Source organism: Staphylococcus sp. HMSC072H03, assembly GCF_001809305.1.
Classification (GTDB): domain Bacteria; phylum Bacillota; class Bacilli; order Staphylococcales; family Staphylococcaceae; genus Staphylococcus; species Staphylococcus hominis.
Window position 1 is genome coordinate 637,122 of record NZ_KV796881.1, and the last position, 6,564, is coordinate 643,685.

Genomic DNA, 6,564 nt, shown 5'->3' on the forward strand with positions numbered 1-6,564 from the left:
ACGTTACCACCATACTTAACAATTCAAATAGAATTGTTTACTCTATTAATGATACGCTCATTAATAAACGTTGAATAAATAAGTATGAGGTGTATTCATATATAAACACATGTTAGTTCACAGCATCCACTAACTCTCTGTTAAGTTAATTTATATATTACTTCTCCTCTTATTCAATACATATTGAATTGATAATAATTATAAAAAAACCTCTTCTAAAAGTCAAATATGCTAGATATGATATACTGTATTTAATTTGAGGAGGACTACCATGAAATTATTATTTAAAGATGCTCAATTTAAAACGTTTGAAAAAAATTATAAGTTTATAAAACATATTATGGTAGGTCTTTTGAGTATTATAGTTTTAGGTTCTATACTTATTGTTCTTGGTACTGCTACTTATTTTCATCATCTTACTCAAGAAGCTTCAAATATAAGTGATACTGAATTGAAACACCGCGTACTACACTTTTCAGGTGATGAGATTTTGAATCACGATAAAAATATTTTAACTGAGTATGATCATTCTCAAAACTCTCTCATCGTAGGTCCAAAACATGTAAATTCAAACGTAATTAAAGCATTAATATCTTCTGAAGACACATTATTTTTTAAACATGATGGAATTTTACCAAAAGCGTTAATAAGAGCAATGATCCAAGATGTTTTAAGTTTAAATTCTCGTTCTGGCGGAAGTACAATTACACAACAATTAATAAAGAATCAAGTCTTAACAAATGAAAAAACATATAGTCGTAAGGCAAATGAAATTATATTAGCGATGCGTCTTGAAAAAATATTATCTAAAAATGAAATTATTTATACATATTTAAATATTGTACCGTTTGGACGCGATTATAATGGTGCAAATATAAGTGGAATTGCGTCTGCTTCCTATAGTTTATTTAACGTTCCCCCCTCCAAGTTAAATGTTGCACAATCTGCTTATCTTGTTGGCTTATTGCAAAGCCCTTATACGTATACACCGTATGAAGATAATGGTGATTTGAAGTCTTATAACGAAGTTAAAATTAGTATTGACCGTCAGTATTATGTATTAAAACGAATGCTAGTGGAAGGGGTAATCAGTAAAAAGACATATCAACAGGCAAAACAATATACTATTTATGATCATTTATTAACTAAGCCTCAATGAATCAATCAATATCTTATATCGCACATATATTAATTTAAATGATTTATGAGTATTGAATTTAAGAACCTTTTAAAATAAATATATGATAGTAATAACACAAAATATCGATATATGATTTAAATTACCTGAAATTCGTTTTTTACTTGGTTTTGCCGCTAAATCGCTTGTTTTTTCACATGCAGTTTTACCAACAAAATGATGAAATTTGTTGGTAAAACAAAAAAACGTCTGAGACAGTAAATGTCTCAAACGCTTTTTCTTTAATCTAAATTAGAATAATCCTACTGCATGACCTTCATCAGTGACATCCATGTTTAATGCCGCTGGTTTTTTAGGTAATCCCGGCATTGTCATAATTGCCCCTGTTAATGCAACAATAAATCCAGCGCCTGTTTTAGCTTCTAATTCTCTGATAGTTATATCAAAATCAGTTGGTGCACCTAAAGCGGTTGCATCATCACTAAATGAGTATTGTGTTTTAGCCATACAGATTGGATATTTGCCCCATCCATTGTCGGTAAATTCTTTTAATTGTTTTTTTGCTTTTTTACTGAACGTTACTGAAGAACCACCATAGATTTCTTTTACAATTGTTTCAATTTTTTCTTCTAATGATTGATCTAAATCATACAAGAATTTAAATTCTTGTGGTTGATCGATGACTTCAAGAACTTGATTAGCAAGATCAACGCCACCTTTACCGCCTTTTTCCCATACTTCTGTTAAGGCAATTCGTACATTATTTTCTTTAGCCCAAGCTTTAACTGCCTCAGTTTCGTCTTCAGTATCATGTACAAACGCATTTAAAGCAACCACAGGTTCTACTCCAAATTTTCTAATATTATTAACATGACGCTCTAAATTAACAATACCAGCTTTAACTGCTTCAACATTTTCTTCTTTTAGATTATCTTTACCAACGCCTCCATGCATTTTTAATGCACGAACAGTAGCTACTAGGACAACTGCAGAAGGTTCAAAGCCCGCTTCACGTGCTTTGATGTCTATAAATTTTTCAGCGCCTAAATCTGAACCAAATCCTGCTTCTGTAACAACAATATCTGCTAAATCACGTGCAGTTTCAGTTGCTAAAATCGAGTTACAACCATGAGCTATATTAGCAAATGGTCCACCATGTACAAGTGCTGGTGTTCCTTCAATAGTTTGTACTAAATTAGGTTTAATTGCATCTTTAAGTATCATTGCAAGAGCGCCTTCAACTTTTAAGTCTGCAACAGTAATTGGTTTACGCTCACGAGTATAACCAACTGTAATACGACTGATTTTTTCTTTTAAATCATTAATATTACGAGCTAAACATAAAATCGCCATTATTTCAGATGCTACAGTGATATTGAAACCATCTTCACGTGGAACACCGTTAGTTGGTCCACCTAACCCAACAATGACATTACGTAATGCACGATCATTCATATCAAGTACACGTTTCCATTCAACACGACGTACATCAATTGCTAAATCATTACCTTGATGAATGTGATTGTCTATAAATGCTGATAATGCATTATTCGCTGTTGTAATTGCATGGAAATCACCGTTAAAGTGTAAATTAATATCTTCCATAGGTAAAACCTGCGCATATCCCCCACCAGTGGCGCCACCTTTAATTCCGAAAGTTGGTCCTAAAGCAGGTTCACGTAAAGCGACCATTACATTTTTATTTAACTCATTAAAAGCATCAGCTAAGCCTACTGTTACAGTTGATTTACCTTCACCAGCTGGTGTAGGGCTCATTGCAGTTACTAAGACAACTTTACCTTTTTCTTCTTTTGATTGAACTTGATTAATATCAATTTTAGCTTTGTAGTGTCCATATTGCTCTAAAGCATGTTCAGGTATTCCTGCTTTTTTTGCAATGTCTCCAATTGGTTTTAATTCTGATTGATTAGCAATATCTAAATCTGATAAATGTGCCAAATTATTTCAACCCCTTGTTTAAAATAAATTTTATGTAATAAGATATTTAGAAATAACTACCAAATCATCTTACTACTTTATAATAACTAACAAACAAATATATGTCGAATACTTGATAGCGTTTACAAAAATATTTAATTTCCTTAAAAATAAATTTAGTAATATTAAAAGGTTTACATAATTATATTATAGTAACTTATATATTAAAAAAGGATAAAATTATTCATTTTATCCTTTTTTCTACATTACTTTATTTAGTAGTATTTCGATATTCAATTCTATGTGGCAAAACTACATTAGGTTCTGCAATGTCTTCTTCATTCATAAATTTAGTAAGAAGACGCATACCTACTGCTCCGATGTCATACAATGGTTGAATGACACTAGATAGTTTAGGTCTAACCATTTCTACCAAACGCGTATTATTAAAACTAACGATTTGTAGTTCTTCTGGAACTTTTATTCCAGCATCAAGAGCACTATGCAAAATACCAATTGCTTGTTCATCACTAATAGATAATATAGCATCAGGTAAATTATTTTTTAATTTTTCAAAAACATTCACTCCGTCTTTATAGCTTTCTGAACCTGATAATTCTATAGTGTTATTTAACTTTAATTGATGTTTGTTTAAAGCATCTTTCAAACCACTTAGTACATCTTCTTGAGCCTTTTTAGAATAATCTCCACTTACAAGTACAAAATCTTTTGCGCCTGTTTTAATAAGTTGTTCTGTAACTTCTCTGGCAGCTTTAGCAAAATCGATATTAACAGATGCGATATTGTCATCTTTACCATTTGTGCCAGATACTACAACTGGAACTGAAGAATGATTAATTAAATCTTTGATTTCATCAGAAATTGTACCACCTAAAAAGATAATGCCATCTACTTGTTTACTTAACAAATTATTAAAAATTTCTTTTTCTTTTTCTGAATCATTATCTGAATTAGAAATGATAGAGTGATACTTATACATTGTTGCAATATCTTCAATACCTCTAGCAAGTTGAGAATAATAAATATTAGAGATATCTGGTATAATAACGCCTACTGTAGTTGTACGTTTACTAGCTAGTCCTCTTGCAACAGCATTTGGTCTATAATTTAATCTTTGAATAACATCATTTACTTTTTTACGTGTTTCTGGTTTTACGTTTTGATTGCCATTAACTACTCGTGATACAGTTGCCATAGATACACGAGCTTCTCTAGCTACATCATATATAGTTACCGTCATAATTTCCTCCTTGTAAGCGTTTCATTTATTATTATAACGTGTTTTCATTTCATTTTCAAAGTTTATCATAAATTGGTTATGTGTCAAATATATAAGACTTATATTCACAATTGTGTCAAATTTTAGTTAATAGATTTAATAAAATCAAAATAAAACTATTCGTTTTAACTAAAAAAGAACAATATAGAAGTTAAATATAAAACTTTCTATATTGCCCTATATTTTAGTAAAAATGAATAGCTAGTAAATTAAAGTATGATGTTTTATTTAAGTTGTTTAGAATTGTACATGTCAGCTAATGGCTTTAATTCATTATAAAATTTATCAAATTCATTTAAATCCATTTGTTGACCACTATCACTTAAAGCTACTGATGGATCTGGATGTACTTCTGCCATTACTCCGTCTGCACCCACAGCAAGTGCTGCTTTTGCAGTTGGTAACATAATATCCTTACGTCCTGTACTATGCGTAACATCTACCATTACTGGTAAGTGAGTACCTTGTTTTAAGATAGGTACGGCAGAAATATCAAGTGTATTACGAGTAGCTTTTTCATAAGTACGAATACCACGTTCACATAGAATAATATTTTTATTACCTTGAGAAGCAATGTATTCAGCTGCAAATGTAAATTCCTCAATAGTAGCTGATAAACCACGTTTTAATAAGATTGGCTTATTTGTACGTCCAGCTTCTTTAAGTAATTCAAAATTTTGCATATTTCTTGCACCAATTTGGAAGACATCTAAGTATTCATCAGCAATTTCGAAATCAGCTGGATTTACAATTTCACTAACAACATTAAGATTGAATTTATCTTTAACATTTTTCAATATTTTAAGCCCTTCAATTCCTAATCCTTGGAAATCGTATGGTGATGTTCTTGGTTTAAATGCACCGCCTCTAATGAATTTCTCACCTTTGGCTTGTAAATCACGAGCTACTGCATCAACTTGTTCTTGAGATTCAACAGAACATGGACCAAATACAAATGATTTATTTCCATCACCAATAACTCCACCGTTATCAAATTTTACAATTGTATCTTCCGGTTTTAATTTTCTTGAAACATATAAGTGTTTTTCATTTTCTGATTTTTGTAAATCAGTAGACGCTTTAAAGATTTCTTTAAACAATTGTTTAATTACATTATCATTAAATGGTCCGTTATTACGATCCATTAATTCATTAATCATTTCTTTTTCTCGTTGAGGGTCATAAACTTTAGTACCTTGCTTAATTTTTTCTTCTCCTATTTTTTGGGCTAATTCCCCTCTTTTTGATAATAAGTCTAGAATTTGATTATTAATTGAAATTATCTCTTCCCTATATTGTTCTAACTTTGTAGACATTCATACTCACCTCAATAAATTTTACTATACTGAATTATATTACTTTAAAGCGGTAAAATAATTGTATTTAGATAGTATTCTAACAATTACATTAAAAATATTCAACTATAAATCAAATAAATTTTCTGATATTTCTGAATTATTAAAATTAATATAATTAATAATACTATATAAAGAATTAAAAGAGCAATGTAAAATATTACACTGCTCTTTTAAAAAGATTAATCATTAAATGTACGTTTTTCTATTTTACTATTTGCTTTTTCAGCTCTTTGTTGTTGCTTTGGCGTTTTGTTTTTATTTTTATTTTTTTGATTCTGATTTTTACGTTTTTGATTATGTTTTTTATTTTTTTGAGTTGAATTTGATTGAGATGGTTGATGTTGGTGAGTAATAACTCCTTTTTCAAATTTAGCATCATGGTGAGTTTGTTTATTTTTTGTTATTTCTTCATCTTTATTAAATGACTTATGATTTTTAGTTATCAAATTAGGCACTTTATCATATTTAGAGGATGTTATTGGTGCCTCCTCAAATAATTTTCGAGTATTACTTGCTACATCTTTATTATCTTTTAACTTAGCTTGCTTAGTTCTAGCTGCCGATGCAATTTTAGAAGCTTGTGATTCATTTTCGCTGTTTTGAGTTTGATGACTTCTTGCTGGATTAGATAATTGATTTATTTCTGATTCATTTTGAACTGCACGACGTTGTGCTGCAAGTGCATCTGTTTCTTCTTGTTTTTCATCTTTAGCAATTGCTTCTTTTTTAGCTTCTTGTATTTCTTGCGCTTGTGGTGACTCGTCTGCTAAATTACTTGATGTTTCTGATTGAATTGCACGACGTTGTGCTGCAAGTGCATCTGTTTCTTC

At 30.2% G+C, this 6,564-nt stretch carries 5 protein-coding genes; 1 reads left to right on the forward strand and 4 read right to left on the reverse strand.

Annotated features, from left to right (window positions below):
* Window positions 1-271: 271 nt before the first annotated feature.
* Complete coding sequence (locus HMPREF2578_RS05940; protein WP_019835461.1) at window positions 272-1,159, forward strand: transglycosylase domain-containing protein; 888 nt, start codon at window positions 272-274, stop codon at window positions 1,157-1,159.
* A gap of 270 nt (window positions 1,160-1,429) precedes the next feature.
* On the opposite strand, the gene HMPREF2578_RS05945 is transcribed toward HMPREF2578_RS05940, so the two are convergent.
* The 4 genes from HMPREF2578_RS05945 to HMPREF2578_RS11315 form a co-directional block, all read right to left on the reverse strand.
* Complete coding sequence (locus HMPREF2578_RS05945; protein ID WP_019835462.1) at window positions 1,430-3,097, reverse strand: formate--tetrahydrofolate ligase; 1,668 nt, start codon at window positions 3,095-3,097, stop codon at window positions 1,430-1,432.
* Window positions 3,098-3,347: 250 nt separating this feature from the next.
* Window positions 3,348-4,337, reverse strand: coding sequence for a catabolite control protein A (ccpA, locus tag HMPREF2578_RS05950; RefSeq protein WP_017176097.1), 990 nt, complete (start codon window positions 4,335-4,337; stop codon window positions 3,348-3,350).
* Window positions 4,338-4,600: 263 nt separating this feature from the next.
* Entirely contained in the window at window positions 4,601-5,692 is a 1,092-nt protein-coding gene (locus tag HMPREF2578_RS05955) for a bifunctional 3-deoxy-7-phosphoheptulonate synthase/chorismate mutase (protein ID WP_049379592.1), read from the reverse strand.
* A gap of 221 nt (window positions 5,693-5,913) precedes the next feature.
* Window positions 5,914-6,564, reverse strand: a 651-nt coding sequence (locus HMPREF2578_RS11315) for a hypothetical protein (protein WP_256275851.1), incomplete at its 5' end; no start/stop codon positions are given.